At 55.9% G+C, this 19423-nt stretch carries 14 protein-coding genes; 6 read left to right on the top strand and 8 right to left on the bottom strand.

From position 1 onward, the window contains the following. The first annotated feature begins 73 nt into the window (after positions 1–73). Positions 74–1018, top strand: coding sequence for a pentapeptide repeat-containing protein (locus VFO10_RS13670; protein ID WP_325141024.1), 945 nt, complete (start codon positions 74–76; stop codon positions 1016–1018). A gap of 44 nt (positions 1019–1062) precedes the next feature. On the opposite strand, the gene VFO10_RS13675 is transcribed toward VFO10_RS13670, so the two are convergent. The 5 genes from VFO10_RS13675 to VFO10_RS13695 all read right to left on the bottom strand — a co-directional run bounded on the left by VFO10_RS13675 (position 1063) and on the right by VFO10_RS13695 (position 8056). Then, the gene (locus VFO10_RS13675; protein ID WP_325141026.1) at positions 1063–2424 is read right to left on the bottom strand and encodes a carbohydrate porin; all 1362 of its coding nucleotides are present in this window, start codon (positions 2422–2424) and stop codon (positions 1063–1065) included. Between the two features lie 293 nt (positions 2425–2717). Further along, positions 2718–4304: a hypothetical protein gene (locus tag VFO10_RS13680; RefSeq protein ID WP_325141029.1), complete on the bottom strand. Its 1587-nt coding sequence runs from the start codon at positions 4302–4304 to the stop codon at positions 2718–2720. 111 nt (positions 4305–4415) lie between these two features. After that, entirely contained in the window at positions 4416–4835 is a 420-nt protein-coding gene (locus tag VFO10_RS13685) for a MarR family winged helix-turn-helix transcriptional regulator (protein ID WP_325141031.1), read from the bottom strand. A gap of 24 nt (positions 4836–4859) precedes the next feature. Beyond that, the gene (gene otsB, locus VFO10_RS13690; RefSeq protein WP_325141033.1) at positions 4860–5633 is read right to left on the bottom strand and encodes a trehalose-phosphatase; all 774 of its coding nucleotides are present in this window, start codon (positions 5631–5633) and stop codon (positions 4860–4862) included. Further along, entirely contained in the window at positions 5630–8056 is a 2427-nt protein-coding gene (locus tag VFO10_RS13695; protein ID WP_325141035.1) for a trehalose-6-phosphate synthase, read from the bottom strand. Before VFO10_RS13695 ends, otsB begins: the two co-directional genes overlap by 4 nt. Before the next feature lie 51 nt (positions 8057–8107). On the opposite strand from VFO10_RS13695, the gene VFO10_RS13700 reads away from it, so the two are divergent. Continuing rightward, complete coding sequence (locus tag VFO10_RS13700; protein WP_325141037.1) at positions 8108–9889, top strand: glycoside hydrolase family 15 protein; 1782 nt, start codon at positions 8108–8110, stop codon at positions 9887–9889. 197 nt (positions 9890–10086) lie between these two features. On the opposite strand, the gene VFO10_RS13705 is transcribed toward VFO10_RS13700, so the two are convergent. Together VFO10_RS13705 and VFO10_RS13710 are read right to left on the bottom strand one after the other, a co-directional pair. Beyond that, the gene (locus VFO10_RS13705; RefSeq protein WP_325141039.1) at positions 10087–13428 is read right to left on the bottom strand and encodes a WD40 repeat domain-containing protein; all 3342 of its coding nucleotides are present in this window, start codon (positions 13426–13428) and stop codon (positions 10087–10089) included. Positions 13429–13441: 13 nt separating this feature from the next. Further along, a complete protein-coding gene (locus tag VFO10_RS13710; RefSeq protein WP_325141041.1) occupies positions 13442–14053 on the bottom strand; it encodes a hypothetical protein in 612 nt (203 codons plus the stop codon). A 209-nt stretch (positions 14054–14262) separates the two neighbouring features. Here VFO10_RS13710 and VFO10_RS13715 point away from each other — a divergent pair, with 209 nt between their 5' ends. The 4 genes from VFO10_RS13715 (at position 14263) to VFO10_RS13730 (ending at position 18492) form a co-directional block, all read left to right on the top strand. After that, positions 14263–15123, top strand: coding sequence for a TSUP family transporter (locus VFO10_RS13715; RefSeq protein ID WP_325141043.1), 861 nt, complete (start codon positions 14263–14265; stop codon positions 15121–15123). A gap of 18 nt (positions 15124–15141) precedes the next feature. Then, positions 15142–16029 (top strand): cation diffusion facilitator family transporter, encoded by an 888-nt coding sequence (locus tag VFO10_RS13720; RefSeq protein ID WP_325141045.1) that lies wholly within the window; start codon positions 15142–15144, stop codon positions 16027–16029. A gap of 412 nt (positions 16030–16441) precedes the next feature. Beyond that, positions 16442–17206: a sugar transferase gene (locus VFO10_RS13725; protein WP_325141047.1), complete on the top strand. Its 765-nt coding sequence runs from the start codon at positions 16442–16444 to the stop codon at positions 17204–17206. Between the two features lie 83 nt (positions 17207–17289). Further along, positions 17290–18492, top strand: coding sequence for a hypothetical protein (locus tag VFO10_RS13730; protein WP_325141049.1), 1203 nt, complete (start codon positions 17290–17292; stop codon positions 18490–18492). On the opposite strand, the gene VFO10_RS13735 is transcribed toward VFO10_RS13730, so the two are convergent. Further along, positions 18493–19419, bottom strand: coding sequence for a hypothetical protein (locus VFO10_RS13735; RefSeq protein WP_325141050.1), 927 nt, complete (start codon positions 19417–19419; stop codon positions 18493–18495). Positions 19420–19423 lie beyond the last annotated feature (4 nt).

A 19423-nucleotide genomic window follows, 5' to 3' on the forward strand; every position in this document is an offset into this window, starting at 1 on the left:
AACTCCTTCAGAACCTCCAGGCTACCCCAAACCTTAAGCCGATAAGGAAACACACTTCGCTGAAGAGGTCCCCATGCCAAGCCTAAAGGCTCCTTTTGCATTCGTGCTCGTCATGCTCCTGACGGGTTCCATGATGGGGTGCATGCCCAAAAATTTTAAAGACATCTCCACCACGGATAACGCCTCTGCGATTCAAAAACTGGACGTGGCAGATGCAGGCGCCGAAGCGGAGAAGAGCGGCGAATCCGATGAGTCTTCAACAACGGCCATCGAACCCACATCGATTGCCGGTGGTTTCCTGATGGATCCGAAAAAGTTATTCATCCAAAGAAGCGGAGGCACCGTGGATATCAAGTCCGATTCCGCAGCCGTGGTGCAGATGCCGTCCGGCCTGCCCAAGGACGCCGATATCGAACTTTATGCCTACGACAGCGCGACCAGGAACTTTGAAGCGTCTGGCGATTACCTCATACTCAACTTGAAAAAATTAGCGGCGACACGCGCACTCCCGGATGGCAGCTTCACCGTCCAGGCCAGCATCGCGAGCAGCGATTGGCTCTTCATCAAGGTGGCAGACAGCAGCGGCGCGACCCTCCGTGTCAGTCCGAAAGAACCCAAAAGCTCGATCGTCTGGATTGATAGCGACGGCAATCGACCTCGTTCCCTGGATCAAGCCTCGGCCCATACCCTGCGTGGGCTCATCAGTCCCACCGCCACTCTTTTGGAGGCAATCGATCGCCTCAGGACGACGAAAGCCTGCGTGGACTGTGACCTGAACGGTGCGGATCTCAGAGGCCAGAACTGGAATGCCTATAACTTCATGGGCGCTAAACTCATGGGGGCGAAATTCAATAACTCATCCATCACGAACAGTGATCTGCGGAACACGGATCTCAGAGCTGCAGATTTCTCCTTTACCTTCCTCGCGTTCAGCGACTTTACGGGAGCCGTCACCACGGGAGCCAATTTCGAGGGTGCTGATACCCAAAACGCGATAGGTCTTGTCATCAGCCCCTGAGGCTGGCGCAAAGCCGGTCTCTGACAGACCGGCGAACTCATTCCTTACCACCAGGCCTCGACCTGGGCACCTGCCGAAAGTCCGGCCGTTTCATCACTCTGCGCAGCGCCCTGCAGAATTCTTCCTTTTGAAGCTTCATTCCACTGAGCATAGGTCACGAAAAATCGCAGGGCTGGGCGTACCCAGATGCCCACGGCAGGGGACACGGTGGGTGCGATCGTATACTTGGTGAGCTGGGCATCGTCATAACGATTCTCGGCGGTATTGAGGATCGCATTCTCGACCTTCTGATAGCCGATTTCCGAGACGAGGGCGAACTGGGGACTCAGTTTGAAAATCGGCCGTATACCGACCGTCAGTTCCTTTTTATCGGGTATGGCAAGGGTGGTGCTGGGAGCGATCTCGCCGTTATAATCCACAGTCTGATACATCAGGACCGAATCAAAGGACACATTCTCGACCACGTTTTCCGCCCGCAGCATCTCGATCACGCGCATGGTCTTCGAACCTTTTCTTTGATCCAGAAGATCACCGCTGCCTTTCGCAATGTTCTGACCGCCGAAACCGCCGCGCTGGTCGATCATGCTGCTGCCCCACTCCCCGCGCGCTCCGTAGAGTCCTTGACCATACTGAAGAGCGAGTGAGTTGCTTAAACTCTCCGTCAGCGGAGTATCCAGGAAAAGATGGGCCGACACTCCGTTCAGAGCCTCGTAAAGATCCTCGCCGGTCTGCGAGTCACGACTTCCCACTGAACCATGCAGAAGAGCCAATTCCAACTGACCGATGCCCACGGGCAGCCCGGAATAGCGCACATCGAAGTTATTCTGGGCCGGTCCGCCATCCAAAGGAACATGACGCGTCATGGCCAAATGCAGAGCACCCGGCCCCGCTTCAATATTCTCAAGGCCAAAGCCCGGCCCCGAATTATCGAAATAATAGAAATCCAGCATGTGCACATCTTTGCGGCGATAGAAGCGCTTGCCGATCCAGATCGAACTCTTGGGACTCAGCACGCCCGTCGCAGCGACAAAAGCTTCGCGCAGGGCGACCGTGAATTCCGAGGAGACCGACACCGCACCGCTCGCATCGGTCTTGGCGTTCGGGGTCGTCGGTTCCCAGTCCCGATGGGCGTTTGACTGTAGCGCCAGAGTCACCTTTCCACCCCAGGTCGTGGTGGACTCACCTTCCTTGGGGACCCAGTTGTGAAGGAACGACGTCTCGATGTAGGTGTCGCACTCGTTGCCCAGACGGAATTTTTCCGGCGCGCCCGGCACCTGAAAGCAGGGCTGATCATGCCCCCGTTCACCGAAGCCTGTGCCGCTGCGCAGATAGCCATGATACTCAAAGGCCAGCGCCTCGGTGGCGACTAAAGGCAGAAGCAATGATAAAGCCTGAAACGTTTTCATGGAGATTCCCCTTCTTGAGAACCGATGCAAGGCAAGTCCCGTCCGACTTTGTTTGCTCGCGGTCCAGTTGAAGGGAATTCATCTCTTGGTTTGACGAAGAAAGAAAGTGCAATCACGGCTCTACACATTTTTCCGGAACATAAAATGAAAGGATGGAGCCGGGTCAGCCGCGGAAAGCGAATGTTTCGTGACCACGTCAAATGGTTAGCATACAAGGTTATAGCGGCGCGGATGGCCCGAAAATAGACAGGGCCTCTCTGAGGAGGCCCTGCTCATCATGCAATGCGCGAAATTCAGTTGAACGTACGGTATTCAAAACGATAGGTCGCGTCACCGATCTTGTACGAGAAGTGCGTGTGGCTGACATCTGTCGTCGCATACTCGCTGTCAAAGGTGGCTTCCATCGTTGCACCTGTGGTGCTGAAGTTGGCCTGAGCACGCTTTTCTTCATTGCCAGCCGTGATTTCAACCCCAGCTGTCACTTCGGTCAGAAGTTTCTTCAGCGGGGTCAGGTCGGTGAGCTTCACCAAATCGGTGCCATTCCAGCGATAAAATTCCGTGACGGCGCCGGTAAACTTGCCCGCATCCGAGACGATGAATTTGGTCGAAGGAATGAAGACCGTAGGCTTGCCGTTGGCATCCAGTGGAGTGGACGCGGCCAAATCAAAGCGGCCCACTTCCGTACCATCATAGCTGAGGCGCCACAGGCCGGCTGGGATCGCACCGTCTATCCCGCCGCCAGTTGCAAAGTTCAGCATGAAATCACGCGTGTCGTCTTCACGGGCATAAAATCCACCGATTCCACCACCCTGGCAAACACGTTTGTCGCCCTGACTGGTGGTGCTCACGTTCACGTTGGCGAATTTGGTGACCGACGCCGTGGTGTTATCGAACTGGCGAACATTCACAGCGCTGGGTGGTGTGAATTCAACTGCTTTGGGCGAGGCGGCGCAGATGTCTTCGAAAACGAAGGGCGTATCCGTCCGGCTGCCGATGTAAAAACCTGTTCCCCGATACTGAAGCTTGCTGACGTCCGTGAAGGCGTTCAGCATGGAAGTGGAGCTGCCGCTGTAGCTCCAAAGATAGAAGGGAGAAGCTTCCCAGGCGGTATTCATATAAGCGTTCTTCAGGGACTTCAAAGCTTTGCCGGCATCGGCCAACGCATCCTGGGCTTCCGCAGGCAGATCAAGCGCATCAGCCGATGACAGTTCCGACTTCGCCTCATCGCCATCCGCATCCGTGATCGACCCGAGGTTGGTGTTGCCGATCAGAGCCTGATCAACGATACCAAAAAGGTTTTTACCGGACGCCGTGGGCATACCGATGAAACGGAAGCTATCCGCCTCGGTTTCCTTGTTGCCGGTCTTGGTGTACGCCACCAACACAGTCATCGTACCTGCGCGCTCCAACTCTTCCGCATAACCTTTGACTTCCGATTGGATTTCAGCTTCTGGCGTGGTGTTCAGAAAGTTTTCGGCCTCGCTCAACGAGACGCCGAAGTAGTCCGCCAAGGCCTTGGCCAGACGAGCCTTGTCACGAGCGGCCGGATCTTTGGCCAATTCTTCGGTGAAGACTTCTTTCGCTTCGATGCTCTTTCCAACGCTGGCTGTGAATTTGCCGTCGGCATCCACTTCCAGTTCCACGGGAGACCCCGAGGCCTTGCCGCCGGACAATTTGAACTGAAGAACGCCAGTTTCATTGGCGGTCAAACCCATATTCAACGCCAGCTGGCCGGTCAGGGATACAGTGGCTTCATCCGAGGCTGTCACGCCCGGACCATCGGTGGTGGCGGCTGTATCGCTGCTTTTGCTCTTTCCACAGGCCGACGCGACCAGCACCAAAGGCAAAACGAGAGACGATTTTTTAACTGTGTGTTTCATGCCAGAACTCCAAAGTGGACAGGTCACATAATTCTCGTCCAACTATCGGGCCTGACTTTTTGGAATTAATGGGAAAGCCGCAATCTGCCTAAAAAGTAAGAAAGTCTCATCCTAACTCTTTGTTTCCTGTAGCCTTTGGGCCAGGGTCACGGTCAGAAAACGCGTGGCATCGATGGGGTCGTCGCGATCCTTGACCTCCAGATTCTTCAGAACAGAGCGTAAGGTTTTCTCGAAGTGCATACAGACTTTATACCCTTTATGACTGACAATCAGCATCTTCTGCCGCAGGTCAGAGGGCCGTTCGAGCATGTGAATCCACTCGGAATTTTCCAGCCTTTGCAGGGTGGGCGTCAGGGTACTGGGGTGAATACCCGAGAGCTGGGCCAGCGAGGACGCCGAGATCGCTGGCGAGGCCAGGATCTTCCGCAGGACCAGCCATTGCACCAAAGAGAGTTCATGATGTCTCTGCGCCTGAGCGTTCAGGTTATGCAGCTCAACACTCAGGCGGACCAGGACTTCAATATGATGCAAGGATTCGATAGAAGATTTCCTGCGTTAAAGAGAGCGTTTGCGCCCTATCTTTTTGTACGTATCCAAACAATGCCGCAGCATCCTATCAATTTCCCCTTGGTTTTTCAAATAGAAGAGGGCCGCCGAATTCTCGTCCTCCCCGACGCGTATGGTCAGAAGGCTTTCTTCTCCCAAGCGGAACACGTCTTCATCGTTCTCGTCATCACCCACATAGACGGCGGCGCGCTTGCCCGTGCGGAGCATCAGCTCCAAAAGCGCCACGCCTTTGTGCGGCGCGCCCGAAGCCACCAGATTGACCACGTACTTGCCGAGCAGGATACGCGGCGCCGGCACCAGGCTGCTGGCCAGTTCCAAAAGTTTCAGCTTGACCTTCCGCTTGTCGCTCGCCTGCCGATAATGAATGGCAAGGCTGAAGCTCTTGTCTTCAATCACCACACCCGCGGTTTTCACCAGGGCGGGCTTCAGCTTCTCATGCCATTGACGGGTCATGTCGGCCGCGATATCGAGGCTGCCAGTGGAACTTGGCAGTCCTTCCAGTCCATGATTCCCGATCGCAAAGTCCACCTTGAACGGCAGACGCTTCAAAAGGTCAGGACGGCTGCGCCCCGAGATGACGACGATGCTCGTATTCTCGTGCAGACTGCGCAGGTAATCATCCGTCTTCTGGGAAACCTTGGCATCATCAGGATTCGGCACGATCGGAGCCAGGGTTCCGTCGAAGTCGAAGGAAAACAACGCATCAGCATAACAGAAGGCTTCGAGCATCCGGAGGCCTTCCTCGTCAAATAGATATTTCATAGTCGTATCGGACCTCCGGAAGGCAGAATGCCAAAGTTATAGGAATCATCGTCATTGTCCCCATTATGGGAACCGAGGCGTACATGCTGCAGCTTCTCAAGCAGGCGAATGCGGCTCGCATCCATCAGCATCCGACCCGCCCAGCGATAGACGTTAAACTCCCGAATGAAGGCCCGCATCAGTTGCATGCGCTCCCTCTGCTCTTCGGGGCTCATCCTCATACCGAACGACAGAGCCTGGGCCGTCTGATCGATATCATAGGGGTTGACGATCAAAGCGCCGGTCAGTTCGCGCGAGGCACCTGCAAAGGTACTCAAAATCAGGACCCCCTGCTCATCGTCGCGCGAAGCCACGAATTCCTTCGCGACCAGGTTCATACCGTCATGGAGCGAGGTCACAAGGCAGATGTCCGCCGCCCGCAGATACTGGTAAACCTCTTCAGCCTCATGATGCACCGGCAGATACACGATAGGCTGCCAATCATCCTGACTGTAATCCGCGTTGATCTGAGCCACCACCTTATCCACTTCAGCGGCAAACTCACGGTAACTGGGAATTGAGGACCGGCTGGGCGCACTGATCTGCACAAAGACAAAGTTGCCGATCGCGGCCGGATCTTTCTGCAGGAGTTTTTCCACCGAGCGCAGGCGTTCGACGATACCCTTGGTGTAATCCAGGCGATCGATGCCCACCCCGATCTTGGATTTCGGATGAATGCCATGTTTCTGCTGCAGATGCAAACGGCATTCCTCGCGCGTAGGCGTGGTTTCGAGAGCCTTGGGCGGCCATTCGATCGAGATGGGATAGGCCCGGATCTGGGTCGCCTTGCCTTTATAAATGATAGTATTGGTCTCCCGATCGATTCGGGCTTCCAGATAACGATCCACGCATTCCATAAAGTTATTGCAGTGGAACTGGGTATGGAATCCCAGGATCGAACTGCCGAGGAGCCCGCTCAGGATCTCGTTCTTCCAAGGACAGATCCCAAAGGACTCCGCGTTGGGCCATGGAATGTGCCAAAAACTCAGGATCGTGGCCTGCGGCAGCTGCGAACGAATCAAAAGCGGCGCCAGGGCCAGGTGATAATCCTGCACCAGGATCACGGGTGAAAGATCGGTGGCTTCCTCGCAGACGGCCTGCGCGAATTTCTGATTGGCCCGCATATAGCAGTGCCAGTCCTCGCTCCGAAATAGCGGGCGCGTATGCGCGATGTGACAAAGCGGCCAGAGTCCTTCGTTGGCAAAGCCGAAGTAATAGCCCTGCTCCTCTTCCTGCGTCAGCCAAATCCGGCGAATCGAATAGCTCGGTTTTTCCGGGGGCACGCGCACGCGATCATGTCCATCCACAACTTCACGGTCGGCATTGCCGCTGCCGTGTGCGACCCAGGTCCCGGAACATGCGCGCAGAATCGGCTCCAGCGCGGTGACAAGGCCGCTGGCGGGTTTTTGCACCTTGATCACATCACCCTTGCGATTATGGATATAGGGTTCACGGTTCGACACCACGATCACCCGTTCCCCGGACAGATGCTTTTTCAGGATCTCGCGCAGGGTCGTCGCGTTCCAGGTCATGCGCGTTTCATCCTGCTGCTGGCGCGAAACTTCCATCTCCTTCACCAGAGCCTGCACATCCTTCAGAATAGGCAGAAACTCCTGATTATTCTGCACGGCAAGTTTAGCTTTCTGCGGATTGCGGATCCCGGTGACAAGATTCCGCACGCTTTGTATCCAATTCGAAAGACTCCAGCGCACGATAGCCAGGACTAAAATCGCTACCAGGATACCGATCGACAGAAATACGGCCGCCATGTAAAGGGTCGTCTCGCGACTTCGGCGATCGACATAGCTCATATCCTGAACGATCATCAGCTTCAGCGGATAAAAGCCCACCGTTTGCGCCAGAATCTCGGGCGGCATGGGCCTGGGGGATGGAGTGGGTAAAGGTTCGACCTCGTCCTGAAGCCCCGATGAAGGAGCCTGCTCGCCTTGTTCGGTCGCTTCCGGTTCCGGCCATTCGATCAGAGCATAGGAAAAATGAATCGAGCCGCCCGGCAGCTTGAAGAGTTTCCCATGATACGCAGGTTCCTTCTCCATGGTCGCGCAGTTGAATCCTGCGGGGAAATTATCGGTTTTTACGAGGACCCTGTCTTTGGAATCGCAGACCTGCAAAGCCAAAAGTCGCTCGTCTTCCGTCGCCTTTTCCAAAGTCGCCTGCAGCTTCTTACGATTTTTCGCCACATCATCGGGGGTGATGAGCAGCCTTTGCAAATCGGGCCCAACAGTTTTCCCAATGAGTATGCTTCGTATGTTAAGATCCCGAACGGACCAGACCTCCATGAGGTTTTCGACAAACGGCACCAGCGCGTAAGCCAGAAGAGCCAACGCAGCCAGGACCGGGAGCAAAAAGCGGAGTGTGAGTTTCATCTTGTCTCCGTGAATTACTTTGATATAAAACTATTTCAAAGAGGTAGCACTATGTATGATTTTTCGCTCATCGGCAACTGTCAAATCTCGGCTCTGATCAAACAGGACACCAGTATTGTATGGCTCTGCATGCCAAGGCCGGACTCGGATCCCATCTTCGGCAAGCTTTTGGATCCCGACGGCGGATTCTTTTCGATTAGCATGGATGGTCCCGTCCAAAGCGAGCAGTCCTATCGTCCGAACACCGCGATCCTCGAATCGCGACTCAGCACGGATGATGGACAGAAGATTACCGTGACGGATTTTGCTCCGCGCTTTGAACAGTACGGGCGCATGTATCGTCCGGCGGCTCTGATGCGCATCGTCAAACCGGAAGGCGGACGGCCGCGCATTCGCGTCTGCTGCCAGCCCGTGGCCGGTTGGAGCAAGGAGCCTTTGCGCGCCCAGCGCTTCAACAGCCATGTGCGTTATGAACATCCGATGGGCAGTCTGCGACTGGTCACCAATATTCCTCTGACCTATCTGATGGACGGCCAATCCTTCTTTCTGGATGAACCGGCCTACTTCGCCCTGCTTTGGGATATGCCGCTCGAAGACGACCTTACGCAGGTGGTCCAGGGCTTCATGAGCAAGACCGAGCGCTACTGGCAAACCTGGGTTAAACACTGCACGATACCCGTGCTCTTTCAAAAGGAAGTCATACGCTCGGCGATCACGCTCAAGCTTCATTGCTATGAAGACACGGGCGCGATCCTTGCCGCGACCACCACCAGTCTTCCCGAAACATTTGGCAAGGAACGCAACTGGGACTATCGCTTCTGCTGGCTGCGTGACACCTTCTTCACGTTGAGCGCCTTCAATAACCTCGGGCACTTTGAAGAGATGGAAGGATTCTTCAAATTTTTGATCAACATCGTGCGTTTCGATCACGATCTCGCTCCGGTTTACGCGCTTGATCAGAGTCTGCCTCTGCCCGAACGCTGGCATCAGGAGTGGGCTGGTTATATGGACTCACGACCTGTTCGCACAGGCAATGCGGCGGCCCTGCAGCAGCAGCACGATGCGTATGGGGAGATGATACTGACTCTGGCGCCCATCTATTTTGATGAACGCTTTGTGTCGCTTCGCTCACCCCATCTGAACGTGCTGATGGACTGGCTCACCGAACGCTGCATGCAATCCATAGGCCAGCCGGATGCAGGACTCTGGGAACTTCGCGGCACTAAAATTGAGCACACCTTTACCAACCTGATGTGTTGGGCAGGTCTGGATCGTAGTTTAACGATCCGGCAGGCGGGACAGCTGGGTCCTGCGGCCCAACTTACGATCGACCGTATTGCCGAGGCTCGGCAGAAGGCCATGGACCATATTAGGGCCGCGACACAGGACCTGGTGGTTTATAATAGTCCTGTGGACAATACACTGGATGCGTCCATGCTCATGATGCCGATTCTGCGCTTCCCTGATGCGGAGATCAACCAGGCCACTGTGCAGGCCATAGCGTCGAAATTAGGGGCGAAGGGTCTCCGCGAGGATGCCGGCCTGTTGCTCTACCGTTATCTGCGCGAGGATGACTTTGGTCAGCCGCAGGACGCGTTCCTCGTCTGTTCCTTCTGGCTGGCGCATGCCTATGCTGCGGTCGGCAGGAAAAAAGAGGGCCGCGACCTTCTGCAGAAGCTGCTTCACTATGCGACGGCTCAGGGCCTTTATCCCGAGCACGTTACGCTGGGACACCCGACCCATCATTCAGGCAACTTCCCGCAGACCTATAGTCACGTGGGACTCATCAACGCGGCCTTCGCCCTAAGCCCGAACTGGAGCGAGGTTCTGTAATGCGGACTACCGCAGAATGAGGATTTTCTTTACGGCGACAGTTTTATTTTGATATAAAAGTAATAGTTCTTCTCGGCAGCCAAGAGTCGCGAAGATGATGGCTCTCTCGACTTCTCCATCAGATGAAGATCACTGTCTTCATTGAACTACCTCCAGGGAATGCGCTCCGTAATCGAGCGCGTTTCTTTTCTTCTCCCTTACTTTGTACAGAGCACAGAGAACTCAGGCGGAGCGTCCGGGCTTTGGATCCAGGCTTCGAGCCAGCTGCAGAGCTGCGACTGCAGTCGATCAAGGTTCAGGTCCACGATGCGGACCCACGGGCCGGAACCGACGGCTAAAATGTCGGGATCATGGCTGAGCCCCATGGAATTCAACGAATCCGTGCCTGGAAAGGCCTGAAACTGATGTTCCATGCTTCCTTCCCGACTACGAACACTGACAAGTCCAGCCTGGGCATAGATGAGGCGTGAGGAATCCGAAGTCCACTGCAGTCCTTTATCAAGATTCGTCGAGGTGAGAGGGATGTCCTGGAGTATGGACCACTGGTCTGAATCTCTTTGACCAATGACCAGGCTGCCGCCGCGCAGGGCGGCAAAGCGTGTTCCGTCGGGTGCAAAGCTGAAGCGGGATAGGTTTGCCGGTGCGGCCAGGGCTTCTTCCACCCACTGGCCGCTTTGGTTTCTAAAAATGCGCGCCTTCTGCTGGGCGTCACCGATGGCGAGTCGTGCGCCATCGCGCGTCCACTCGATCCATCTCAGTTTTTGCAGGGGCGGCAGCCCTGCTTCCGTAACGAGGCTGCCATCCGGCGTTACGACCAACGCCCGACCGACATGACCTTTCATAAGCCGCACCAGAATCCGCGGAGATCCGGGCAGGCGCACGAGCGCATCGAAGCCCGGACGTTCGCCCGATTCAAACGGGATGGTTATGGTAAGTTCTTTCCTATTGGAATTTTGAAACCAAAAAGCCAAAACGCCTTTTCCTGCAGTCAGCATATGCTCGTTGTCAAAGGCCAGGGCCGCATCACGCCACGCGGCGCTCGCCACACCTTCAAGGCTGAGGTTTGCGTCCATCTCGCCCTTCCGCGTCCATAGTCGCGACGTGAAATCCTCGGCGCTCGATACGAAAAGATTCCATTCAGTAAGAAACCTGACCTCATTGATTTGCGCTGTGTGCCCGATCCATTCCTGAAGCTTCTGACCGCTTCGATCCCAGAGTCGAATCACGCCATCGAACCCGGCAGTGAAAAGGGTTTCGCCCTCCTCACGTCCGTCTTCGAAACGGCTGACCACGACCTGGCTGCGATCACCGCGAATCTGCGGCAACGGCGTGCGCTGCGACCAAAAACGCAGACGCGAGCCGGTCATCGTCACGAAATTCTTCCTGTCCTGATCACAGCGCACCGCAAAGGATGTGCGCTGCGTTCCGAGCGGCCAGTCCCCGAGCTTTTTAAATCCAGGCTCGGCTGCGTCCTGCCATTCCCAGTAACTGAGGCTGCGATCATCCTGCATCCAAAGGCCGCGCTGACAGGGATCGACCTTCCAATTCCGCAGGTTTTCCCAGGAAAAACCACTAAATTTCAGAGGCTGCAAAGTCTTCCCGGGGACCGTGGACCATTCATAGAAACGGCCGCCGCGTTCCATGAGGCCCGTGCTGCCATCACCCCAGGCCTGCACATACTGAAGCTTGATGCCGCTCGCTGATTCGGTCGGAATCTCTCCCGACGCGCTGTCGATATCCTTCCAAAGCACGCCGGGACTCCACGAAATCAGGCGTCCGTCTTTCAAAAGAACGATGAGACGCTGCGTTGCGCCGCCTCCGGCAAAGGACAGTCCTGCAACGGAAAGTTCGTCGCTTTTATCGGTCTGGACCCACGCTTCACCGCTCGTGCTCCAGAGCTTGATCACGCTATCGCCATCAACCGTCGCAATGCGTGATCCATCGGCCGCCACCGCCAGCTGCCTATTGTTAAAGGATGTCAGCCTCTGCGTGAGCGTCAGCCCTTCAGGTCCTGCGTTCACGACTGCCGGTTCGGAGTTGGGGAAGGTGATCACCATCTGCCTCGTCCCGGGGATCCACTGCAGAGCATCGGGCTCGGAATTGATATCCTTGTGATCCATCCAGCGGAGTTTCATCGGCTCGGAAAACTTTGCGTCGACCAACTGCATGACCCAAAGATCTTCAGCCGTGCCGAGCGCCAGGCTTTTAGTGGCAGGCGACCAGTCCGCTGCCCAGGCGTAAGGCACGGGAATTTTTTGCAGCAGCTGACCCCGCGCGGACCAAAGCGAAAGATCGGCATCGGAAAGCACCAGCCACGGGCTGTCAGGGCTCTGGTCCACGGCCCACGCTTGATTCCCCGTACTGGCAAGATTCGCACGCTGATATTCCTGAAGATAGGGCGCGGCCCCCAGGATGCCATCGACGAGTTTGGCCCGCACCTGGTTCTTTTCCTTGTCGATGCTGAGGCGCTGATAATCGCTGAGCGCGCGCAGAAGACTTTGTCCCGCTTCCCAGCCCTTTTCATTTTTTTCGGCCAGGGCCTGGTCCACGCGCGCTGAAATCCCCTGCAGCAGATCGCGGCGTACGATGTCGATCACCTGCTGCAAAGCTTCGGAGCTATTCCCCGCCGCGTCTTTCGCTTCGGCTTTTAAAACCCAGCGACCCTGATCCGGCATCGGCAGGCTGACTTCACCGGCTACGGTTTGCCAGTTTTGCGGATTCTCACACTGAGTGTGATCCATAGGCTGAAGGCACCAGCGAAGTAGCGCCGGATGCGGGTCCACGATTTTCAAAAGCAGCAACGCCCCCGGCGGCATGTCGAGGTCCTTCCCAGGCTGCGGAGCAGGCGTAAGGCTAAGGGCAGGAGCCTGCCGATCTATAATGAAAGGGCAGGATTCCTCGACTTCAGCCAGGGCCGAACGCGGATTCTGCAAAAGATTTTTCTGTTTTAAGAATAACTGACCCGGACCATCAGGCCAGGCCTCGGGCCAGAGCAGGGTTTTCCCGGCACTTTCGAGCGAGAAGTTCTGCTCCGCCTCACGCCCCTCAGCATTGAAGAGCCGCGGGGCGAAAGCCCAGGCTTCCAGTCCGTCCGCAGCGTTCACCTCAAGCGGCAGCTGAAAACGGCCGTTTTGAATCCAGGGATCAGGACAGCGCAAGCGCACGCGGGCCTGGCTGTTATCCTGCAAACGCACGAAGGCCAAGGAAGGATCATCCTGGGTTTTAACCAATGCGCTCCAGCTGCGATCCTGGGCCAGGGAACGAATCACGATCCGGCCCGTGCCGCGGGTGTTCACGCAGTGCTTTTCACTGACCGGCAAGGCCGGCGGAAGATTGCCGGCTGCATTCAATTCCAGCGCACGCGCATCGAGCTGCTCCATGGCTGCCAGCTCCTGCCCCTGCGGATCGAGCACCTTGATCCAAGGCCCGCCGTCACGGGCGGATTCACCACAGTCCAGAATCCGCGAGTTCAGCCGATTGCTCAGCTTCTCGCAGCTCATAAGGAAGGGAAAGGTCAGGAGAAGCAGCAGCATTCGCATGGTTTCGCCTCGATTAGCAGGGATCCAGATTCACCAGCAGGGAATTCAAACTCACTTCGGTGAACTCGAACGTTTGCGGATCACTCCACACCGTCGCACGCAGATCCTCGAAGCGAAGTGTCAACTGATTGCCACACACGGTGTTGGATTCCACCTGGGCGTCGAAGAAATTGCCGCTGTCCACGCGGGATTTGCCGAGCTTCCAGTATTTATCGAAGCCGTCCTTCTGATTGGTGCCTGTGACCGTGGTCAGGCCCTGAACCTTCAGTTCGATCGTGCCCTTTTCGGAACCGATGTAGGCGTTGTTCACATTCACCGCGAAATCTCTGATTTTAAAGCGTCCGCCATCGGTCAGCGTCACGGTTCCGGGGCAGCGGGCTTCCACGCGGTATTCGTTGCCCGTATTGGTCGTGCCCACGCTGTTCATCGCATTGCTGGCATTGAAATCCACCACCAGGGTCCGGCCGCTCATGTAGAGATTGGCGGAAGACCGTTTCTCCCAACTGCCACCCTCCTGAGAACGGTACTCACAGTTGAAATTGGCTGATTGAATCTGGGGGTCGGCCCGACCTACTTCAGCACCAGCCACTACAAAAAACACCGCAGTCCATAAGGCAGCTTTCATCGCTCAACTCCTCATCCAATCCAGGGTTCACTCATTTACGAGGGTCAGCTTATACCGAATTTGGGTGCCCATAAACAAGACAAGATTGTTTGTCTCGCGGACATTTTCTCCATCACTAGCGACTACATCAAAAAGTTAAGGCTGGTCTTGCAGAGAAACTCGCACTATTCTCGCCACCGATTCTGCATCATCTGCAAAGAGGCCCTTGGATGTCCCCTGATTGGCTTGCGCTCGAATCCCTGTCTTTTACGGAGAGTCTCGTCTTCCTGGCCACCTATGCCTGGCCGCTTTTTGTTGCGGCAGCCATTGCCGGACTGGTTGATTCCATCGGAGGCGGAGGCGGGCTGATCACGATTCCGACCTTTCTGAATCTGGGCGTACCAGCCCCGCTGCTCCTGGGCTGCAACAAATGCGTATCGACGCTGGGGTCCTTGCCGGCGGTCCTGCGCTATCGTCGCGCGCGACTTCTGCCCGACCTGCCGCGCGCGCGTTGGGTGAGGCTCTTTATAGGTGCAGCCCTGTGTTCAACAGTCGGGGCCTGGCTTTCGCAGCAGAAGTTGATCCTCGATAATCTGCATTTCATGGTGCCTGTCCTTCTTTTCAGCGTGATGGGTTTCATGCTGAAACGCTGGTTTTGGGATGAACGCAGGATGAAGCGCGTCGCGACGCTGGGGCCAGCCGATGTGGATCCCGTGCATCCGATTGAAGTCGCTCTGCGGCGACCGACCGCACGGACGGGCATCGCAGGGATTGCGCTTTATGATGGGCTCTTTGGTCCGGGCACAGGAACTTTCTTCCTGACACTTTTCGAAGGACTGGGACTGAAGACGGTCAGCGCCAATGCGATTACGAAAATTTTCAACCTCGCATCGAATACCGGAGCCATCGTCTGGTTTGGTCTGCATGGGAAAGTCATTTGGCCGCTCGGGCTTTCAGGGGCCGTCTTTTATCTTTGCGGCAATTACATCGGCGCGGGTTTGGTTCTGCGCCGCGGTCAGGGGCTGGTGCGTGTGGTGGTTCTTCTCGCGACTTCAGGCTTACTGATCAAACATCTTTTGCGGTATGTTTGATAGAGGAGGATCTCTTGCATGGCACTGAAGCAGGCATTTCTATTGAGTCTTGGGCTGATGCTGTTCAAGCTCCTGGGGTTTTATCTCTCCGGCTCCATGATCGTTCTGGCGAGTTTTTATGACTCCTTAACAGACAGCCTCGTGTCCTATCTCAACTTCATCTTCTATCGCAAAGCCCGCGAAAAGGCCGATCCGCAGCATCCTTTCGGTCATGGTGGATTTGAAGTTGTCAGCAGTCTGGTGCAGGGGATATTGATAACCATTCTCGCCTGTCTTCTGGCCTATCAGTCCATCGCGCAGCTTATGCACCGCACGCAGCCGAATCTTGATACCGGCGCCATGCCCTATGTTTTAGGGATCATGATCGTCTCTGCATTCTCCGGATTTGGCATTCAGTGGTTTCTGGGTCGTTTTGAAAGGGATCTGGCCGAGCAGGGTGAAATCTCGTTAACCGTTTCATCGGACCGCGCGCATTATCTTTCGGATTTCTACACGAATGGCCTCGGGGCGCTTGGGCTGCTTTCCGTCTATTGGTTCAAGAGCACGACTCTCGACAGCATCCTCGGGCTGGTCGGTTCCCTCTTCCTTTTCAAAACCGCGTGGCCTCTTCTCGTCAGCACCTTCACGCACATCATGCATGTCGAAGCCGAACCCGAGGTGCAGGAAGAAATTCTGCGCCTCGCCCTGGGCACCAACGGCTTTGTCGAAGGCATCCATCGTCTCCGCACGCGCCGCCTCGGTCCCAACCTCTTCATCGACTTTCATCTGAAACTCCCCGCCGCCATGCCCCTCGCCGAGGCGCATCGTTTGGGGGACGAAGTGGAAGCGCGGATCATGCAGCGCTTTCCACGGGCGGATGTTTTGATTCATTTGGATCCGGATGATCTGCCGGATGAGGATGTGTGAGTTCTGTTCAGCCCTAATGTTCCGTAAGAATTATGCAGCTTTTCCCGGATGGACCAAAACGGGCCCTTTTCTATCTCCAGGACATTCCAGGCAAAGCCCCTCGACCCCCATGTGCAGCCCCGGCGGAAAAGCTTAAAAGCGCGGCCCTGTCGTTAGCCGCAACAGTTCGCATTCTGTGCAAGTAAGCCCAGGATATCTCTCCATTTTCCATTTCGTCAAAATGTCAGTCAACGTCTGAACCGCAGGCAGTTTATTCGCCCGCGTAAGAACTTTTCCTCCTGCAATTTCCACAGCTTATATACGATTGGCACGCCATTTGTACTGGCTCTCTTCTTGCAAATCTGACGTAGGGTTTTTCTCAAACACACGTCGTCCTTTTTTCCCGGACGGCGAACGCAAGAGGGTCTGCACCATGCATGCACAGGTTCAACACCAGGAGATTTCTCGAGGAACGTACGCGTCTCCCCGTCCTGCGAAGCGCCGCTACGAGCGTCGCCACGGTTCGCGAATCGAACGTGATGAACAGCCGGTTCGTCGTTTCACGCCCGGAAGAATTCCTGTGGTCAGAAGGCAGCCGCATGTGGAAAAATTAACAAGAACTTTGGATGTGGTGGGCGCGCTGGTCGGTCTGATTCTGGCGGCTCCTGTCCTTTTGTTGAGCATGGCTTTAATCAAGCTGACCAGTCGTGGTCCCATCTTTTTCTGTCAAATCCGTGTGGGAGAAGGCGGACGCCTCTTCCGTATGTATAAGCTCCGGACCATGGTCGTGGACGCGGAAAGACAAAGACGTGCGCTGCTGCATCGCAATGAAATGAGCGGCCCGGTGTTCAAGATTCGTCGGGATCCAAGGATCACCTGGGTTGGCCAGTACCTTCGTAAGTTCAGCATTGATGAAATGCCCCAGTTCTGGAACGTCTTGAAGGGTGAAATGAGCCTCGTCGGCCCGCGCCCTCCCCTGCCGCGCGAAGTGAAGAAATACAAGCGCTGGCAGCTGCAAAGACTGATGGTCAAGCCCGGCCTCACCTGTCTCTGGCAGGTCAGCGGTCGCAACACCATTGGCTTTGAAGACTGGGTTCGCCTGGATATTCGCTACATCCGCACCCGCTCCTTCTGGGTCGATATGAAAATCATCCTGCAAACTTTCAAAGTTATCTTCATAAGGCCGGACGGAGCCTGATACCATAGAGGAACGGTCACCTGCCTGGACAAGGTTCCAGGCTCGCCGTTCTTCGTCCCATCACGATCGACAAGGATGTCATCATGGGTTCAAGGCTTTTGCCGGCTGCTCTGCTTTTATCCACGGTTCCGCTCCACGCGGCTCCAGTTCGAAACCTCAACACGATTGAGTACGAATACCGCGACCAGCAACTTCAAAGCCGCAATCCCAAGTTGAAGCGCCCGGATCATCTGAATATCCTGGGGGGACGCAGCCTCTTCCTCTACGATCAATCAAAACTCAACGCCCAGGCCGAACTCGGCGCCTCGGCCGGCAATTCCGGGGATTCCTCCTTCACCGCACTGCAGGCGCGAACCGCTGCGACCTGGCGAAGCGCGCACAGCGCAGATACCTTGGAAGCCGGATGGCTCAGAACACATGGAGCCGATGCCACGCAAAGACCCTTGGAACAAACCATCCTGGACGTCGGCGCGCCCTTTACTTCGACCCGCGCCGCCTACCGCCATGATCATCAGCTTGATTTGATGAACAGCGTCACGGCCGCCGCCGGCATCAGTCGCAACCTCGACGGCGACTCCGATTTGGAATCGCGTGAAGTCGCGGCCAGCTGGGCCCACCTTCTGGATCGCAACTGGACCAATACTTTGAGTCTGATTCGCGGCACCCAGAAAGTACGCGAAGGCATCAGCTCCAGCAGCTGGGAAATCAAAAACGATGACCTTTGGGTCCTGAGCAACGACTGGTCGGTCCAAACCACCCTGGGCGCGCTGCAGCAGGATATCGCCAAGGAAAAGAAAAACAGCTTCATCATGGGCGCGGCCGTTTCCTATGTTCTGCGCAGCGCCGTGCCCGAGGAACAAAAGGGCAAGGCCCAGTCGATCGCCCAGGATATGATCCGGCGCCCCGACCTCGATCGCATCGAAAACGTCAGGACGCAAAGTCAATTCCGCGCCGGCTGGGATCGGAACCTCGATCAAAGGCGGAAAGGCGATCCTCAGTTCCTGGCTGATCAATTCTATATCCAGGGACTCTGGGCCATTGATCCTGAACAGAACCTGCAGGTCGATCTGCAGCGCAGTCAGTCCATTGATAAAACCACCCCAGGCGCGGCCGGTTTGATCACCAACCTCGCGAACCTCGATTATCGCTGGACCACTGCGGTCGGGCCAGCGGCTGCAGGCGTCCTGGGAAGTTTTGGGCTTGGGATTACGCAGGAGCAGGTCAAACAAAACCCGCAGCGCTTTGATCGTCAGCTGCTGCGGGTCAGTTATGCGGTCACATTCTGATCAGATGTAATCTATGGTCACGTTCATGCGGAAATCCAGATGCTGACAGTCGCTGTCATCGTTGTCACCTGTGGTCATGAACATCAGCGTCGCCTTGGGCACGGCCTGAATCTGCTTATCAAACACGAGTCCAGCCTTGGCGGCCAGCTTCAGGAAGGCATCCTGCGGCAGCTTCAAGGACATCGTGCCATTGGTTGATGTCTTGGGAATCTGACAGAGCTGGGCGAAGTCCGCCTGCTTGGGATCAAGGCCCAGGCAGTACTTGTTCAAATCCCCGTTCAGATAATTCAGATTCTGCATGCCGTTGGGTGGCAGCCACTTATAGGACATGAGTCCATCATTATCCACGCTCAGACCGTTCGGGTAAACCAGCTGATTATTCTTCCTATCACGCGATTTGGTGGAATAGTCCTGGCTGCTGGCGACGACCAGGTTGTTCAGCGTGATCATGATCTCATCATCAAAACGCATCGGCTGCTGGGGCGCATCGAATTTCATATTGCAAAGACGGGTCATGCCCTGGAGCGGAAGCTCGACCGTCTCCTCGCGACGAGCGCGAATCACTTCGTTCTTGCGGCTCAGGTTATCGTTCTTCTCAAATTCACAGGTTGCCGTCTTGGCCGGAAAGAAAAGAGGCACGGCCTTCGACTTGAGCGTGCCGTTTTTCGCGGCGTCGGCGCAGGCCACCTTCACGTCATCCACGACGGGAGGGGGAGCCGGCACCTGGAGTTTGGTTTCCGCTGTGATGACTTCGACCGCTTCGATCGGTTCATCGATCACGGGCGCAGGTGAACCCGAGATTTCGCCAGTGGCGTCCTCCGAGACGGTAGGCTCGCTATCCGCAACGTCTTCAACGCTTTTGAAGGCTGCCGGTTTGCACGATGCGGCCAGGATCATGATGAAGAGTAAGGTGAAGCTTGCTTGCATGAGA

The organism is Oligoflexus sp. (assembly GCF_035712445.1).
In the GTDB taxonomy this organism is placed as follows: Bacteria; Bdellovibrionota_B; Oligoflexia; order Oligoflexales; family Oligoflexaceae; genus Oligoflexus.

Bases quoted from the DNA above. Each gene is read 5' to 3' on its own strand.
- VFO10_RS13670 (WP_325141024.1), top strand. From the start codon at position 74: ATGCCAAGCCTAAAGGCTCCTTTTGCATTCGTGCTCGTCATGCTCCTG.
- VFO10_RS13675 (WP_325141026.1), bottom strand. From the start codon at position 2,424: ATGAAAACGTTTCAGGCTTTATCATTGCTTCTGCCTTTAGTCGCCACC.
- VFO10_RS13680 (WP_325141029.1), bottom strand. From the start codon at position 4,304: ATGAAACACACAGTTAAAAAATCGTCTCTCGTTTTGCCTTTGGTGCTG.
- otsB (WP_325141033.1), bottom strand. From the start codon at position 5,633: ATGAAATATCTATTTGACGAGGAAGGCCTCCGGATGCTCGAAGCCTTC.
- VFO10_RS13695 (WP_325141035.1), bottom strand. From the start codon at position 8,056: ATGAAACTCACACTCCGCTTTTTGCTCCCGGTCCTGGCTGCGTTGGCT.
- VFO10_RS13700 (WP_325141037.1), top strand. From the start codon at position 8,108: ATGTATGATTTTTCGCTCATCGGCAACTGTCAAATCTCGGCTCTGATC.
- VFO10_RS13705 (WP_325141039.1), bottom strand. From the start codon at position 13,428: ATGCGAATGCTGCTGCTTCTCCTGACCTTTCCCTTCCTTATGAGCTGC.
- VFO10_RS13710 (WP_325141041.1), bottom strand. From the start codon at position 14,053: ATGAAAGCTGCCTTATGGACTGCGGTGTTTTTTGTAGTGGCTGGTGCT.
- VFO10_RS13715 (WP_325141043.1), top strand. From the start codon at position 14,263: ATGTCCCCTGATTGGCTTGCGCTCGAATCCCTGTCTTTTACGGAGAGT.
- VFO10_RS13720 (WP_325141045.1), top strand. From the start codon at position 15,142: ATGGCACTGAAGCAGGCATTTCTATTGAGTCTTGGGCTGATGCTGTTC.
- VFO10_RS13725 (WP_325141047.1), top strand. From the start codon at position 16,442: ATGCATGCACAGGTTCAACACCAGGAGATTTCTCGAGGAACGTACGCG.
- VFO10_RS13730 (WP_325141049.1), top strand. From the start codon at position 17,290: ATGGGTTCAAGGCTTTTGCCGGCTGCTCTGCTTTTATCCACGGTTCCG.
- VFO10_RS13735 (WP_325141050.1), bottom strand. From the start codon at position 19,419: ATGCAAGCAAGCTTCACCTTACTCTTCATCATGATCCTGGCCGCATCG.